This window comes from Streptomyces sp. HSW2009, from assembly GCF_040240285.1.
In the GTDB taxonomy this organism is placed as follows: domain Bacteria; phylum Actinomycetota; class Actinomycetes; order Streptomycetales; family Streptomycetaceae; genus Streptomyces.
The window spans coordinates 1-3,331 of sequence record NZ_JBEHZD010000704.1 but is presented as its reverse complement, the minus strand read 5'-3'; the positions used below and the strand labels follow the sequence as shown (position 1 = coordinate 3,331).

The 3,331-nt window shown below is 74.2% G+C and carries 3 protein-coding genes; 2 read left to right on the top strand and 1 reads right to left on the bottom strand.

Annotation, left to right across the window (positions count from 1 at the left end):
* Window positions 1-1,059, bottom strand: a 1,059-nt coding sequence (locus AAHZ94_RS31015; protein WP_349997047.1) for a PAS domain-containing protein, incomplete at its 3' end; no start/stop codon positions are given.
* 506 nt (window positions 1,060-1,565) lie between these two features.
* Between AAHZ94_RS31015 and AAHZ94_RS31010 the strand changes: the two genes are divergently transcribed.
* Together AAHZ94_RS31010 and AAHZ94_RS31005 are read left to right on the top strand one after the other, a co-directional pair.
* Window positions 1,566-2,927 (top strand): radical SAM protein, encoded by a 1,362-nt coding sequence (locus tag AAHZ94_RS31010; RefSeq protein WP_349997046.1) that lies wholly within the window; start codon window positions 1,566-1,568, stop codon window positions 2,925-2,927.
* Between the two features lie 151 nt (window positions 2,928-3,078).
* The coding region (locus AAHZ94_RS31005; protein WP_349997045.1) for a hypothetical protein at window positions 3,079-3,331 on the top strand (253 nt) is incomplete at its 3' end.

The following is a 3,331-nucleotide window of genomic DNA, read 5'->3' as shown; positions in this document are numbered from 1 at the left end:
GACCGCGTCGGACCGGCCGCCGTCGACCGCCTCGGCCGCGGCCGTGATGTCCGTCGCCCGGTGGGCGTCGATGCTGCCCAGTGGCATCGGCCCGGTCGGCAGCGCCGCGCCGTCGGCACCGGCCACCGCCATCCGCCGCAGCGCGAACAGGTGCTCCCCGTCGTGCGCCGGCTCCTCGCCGATCAACACCGGATCGGCCAGGTCCACGGCGACCAGGTCGGCGAGGCCCGGCGCCAACACGCCCGCCAGGTCCTCACAGGTACGGATGATCGACAGCGACTCGCCGAGCACGGCCGCCGCCCGGTGCAGCAGGTCGAGCCGCTCCCTGGTGCGCACGTGGTCCGTGATGTCGGTGAAGAACGCGGCGACCCCGACCAGCCCCCCGTCGTGCGGGTCCCGCAGCCGGCAGGCCGAGATCGTCATGTGCCGGCCGCCGCGCGGGTCCTCCAGGGTGCGGATCAGCACCTCCACGCCGAGCCGTAGATCGCCGGTGCGCAACACCTCGGCCAGGTGCTCCTCGACGGCCGCCGCGTCCGCCGCGTACAGGAAGTCGCCCAGCCGGTGGCCGGCCAGGCCGGTGGGGACGCCCGAGTACCAGAACAGGTGCGCATTGGTGCGCACCAGCCGTAGGTCCACGTCGAACAGGGCGAGACCCATCCGGTCCTGGAAGAACAGTTCGTGCGAGAAGGCGATGTCCTGCCGCCACCGCTCGTAGGTGTCGGCCGCGGCGGCGAGCACCAGATGGCGGGCCTCGCCGTGCGGGCCGCTGCTGAGGCCGAGCACCCGGAAGATCACCGGGACCTCGTGCCCCGCCCGGTGCCGCAGCCTGGCCTGCCCCTCCCAGCCGCCCGCCCTACGGGTGCCGAGCGCCTGCCGCCACTGCCCGCGCCCGGCCAGCAGCGTGCTGATGTGCCGCCCGCACGCCTCCTCGTCGCTCAGCCCGAGCAGCGCCGACGCCTCGTCCGTCCAGCCCAGCACGGTGCCGCGGGCGTCGAGGACGACCCCGGCGGGGTTGCTGAGGGCGGATACGGGCTCCTCGCTGTGGTCCGCGCGTCGCATACGGGTGCACCTCGCTCGGCGTCCTGACCGGTGCCAGCCGCGGCGGCATGGCCGTGCCGGACGGGACCGGGGGACACCGGATGGCCTGGGCCGTGACGGACGGTCGGTCGTCCGTCGACGGACCGCCACTGTACGCCGGGCGCCCCTCGCCGCGCCCGGCGTGCGCCGCGTGGCGAGCCGCCGGAGAGCGCACGCGGCCCCCGGCGGGCCGCTCCGGCCCCACCTCGCCATGGTGCGCGAACCGCCCCGGTCCCGCAGGTCGGGCCGGACCCGCCGGGCCGCAGGGGACACCCCCACCGGACCGCAACCGGCATCACCCACCGGGCCACATCCGGCACCACCCGCCAGGCCGATCCGACCCCGCCCACCGGCTCGTACCAGGCACCACCCACCACCCACGCCGCACCCCGCACGGCCCGGCCCGCGGGCGCTCTGGTGCAATGAAGGGGCGAGGGCCGGGAGTCGCCCACCGGCGGCGTCCCAGGACGTCAGGGATGGAGCAGAACATGGAGAGCCAGAGCCGGACCGCGCTGGTCGAAGACCTGATGGAACGCTTCCCACACGTCCCGCGGGAAGCGGTGATCAAGGAAGACCTGCTCCGGGGCGGCATGGCCTTCGACGCGTCCGCCCTCAGCGGCGCCGACGGGGCCGGCGACGTCAAGCCCAAGTCGTACTTCATCTTCTCCTTCGACCACCGCACCCTCCCCGAACTCGGCGAGGCTGCGCTCAACCGGCCGCCGGAGGAGATCGTGCTCACCGGCGGCCCGTACGAACTGCGCCGCACCGTGGTCTCCGTGCGGGTCAACCCCGATGCGCCGTACGTGGTGCGGGCCGGCGCCGACGGTGCGCTCGGGCTCTACCTGGACGGCGTGCGGATCGCCGAGGTGGGGCTGCCGCCGATGCCCGACTACTACCGGCACACCCTCGCGAACGGGAAGTCGGTCATGGAGGTCGCCCCCACCATCCAGTGGGGCTACCTCGTGTACCTGACGGTCTTCCGGGTCTGCCAGTACTTCGGCGCCAAGGAGGAGTGCCAGTACTGCGACATCAACCACAACTGGCGCCAGCACAAGGCGGCCGGCCGCCCGTACACCGGCGTCAAACCCGTCGAAGAGGTCCTGGAGGCGCTGGAGATCATCGACCGGTACGACACGGCGCGCGCCTCCCAGGCGTACACCCTCACCGGCGGCTCCATCACCTCGCACGTCGGCGGCCGGGACGAGGCCGACTTCTACGGCCACTACGCCAAGGCCATCGAGGAGCGCTTCCCCGGCCGGTGGATCGGCAAGGTCGTCGCGCAGGCACTGCCGCGCGATGACGTCCAGCGCTTCCACGACTACGGCATCCGCATCTACCACCCCAACTTCGAGGTGTGGGACCGCCGGCTGTTCGAGCTGTACTGCCCGGGCAAGGAGCGCTACGTCGGCCGCGACGAGTGGCACCGGCGGATTCTGGACTCCACCGAGGTCTTCGGTGCCCGCAACGTGATCCCCAACTTCGTGGCGGGCGTGGAGATGGCGGAGCCGTTCGGCTTCACCACGGTCGGCGAGGCCATCGACTCCACCACCGAGGGCCTGCGCTTCTTCATGTCGCACGGCGTCGTACCGCGCTTCACCACCTGGTGCCCCGAGCCCACCACCCCGCTCGGCAAGGCCAACCCGCAGGGCGCGCCGCTGGAGTACCACATCCGACTGCTGGAGAGCTACCGGGCGACGCTGGAGGAGTTCGGCCTCAGCTCGCCGCCCGGGTACGGCCCGCCGGGACCCGGGCGCGCCGTCTTCTCGGTCAGCTCCTTCATGGACAGCCTCCCGGCGGCGACCGAGGACACCACCACCGCACCACAGCCGACCGGCAGCCCGACACCCTGACCACAGGACACTGACCGGGCCCCCGCGTCAGGCCCGTCCGCCCCACCCCCAGCACCCGCCCAGCCGCACGTCAACCCTGACGAAGGTGGGGGGTGGGGCCTGCCGTTCGTCCCGGGCCCCAGGGGCATGGCCACTCCTACGTTCGGTGGCCATGGAACGAACGTCTTCTGTACTCCGTCCGACGGCCCGGCGCGCCGCGCTGGCCCTCGCCCTGCTCGCGGCGGCCGGCGGCACGCTGGCGTGGCTCGCCCCGGGCGGGCGGGGGCCGCCCGCCCCCGGGGGGGGGCCCCCCCCCGGGGGGCGCCCCGCCCGGGGGGTGGCCGCGGCCGGGGGCGCGAGGTGGCGGGGGCGCCGGGCGCTGACGGGACAGCACCCGGCGACCTCCGCCCGGGCAGGCGCGACGG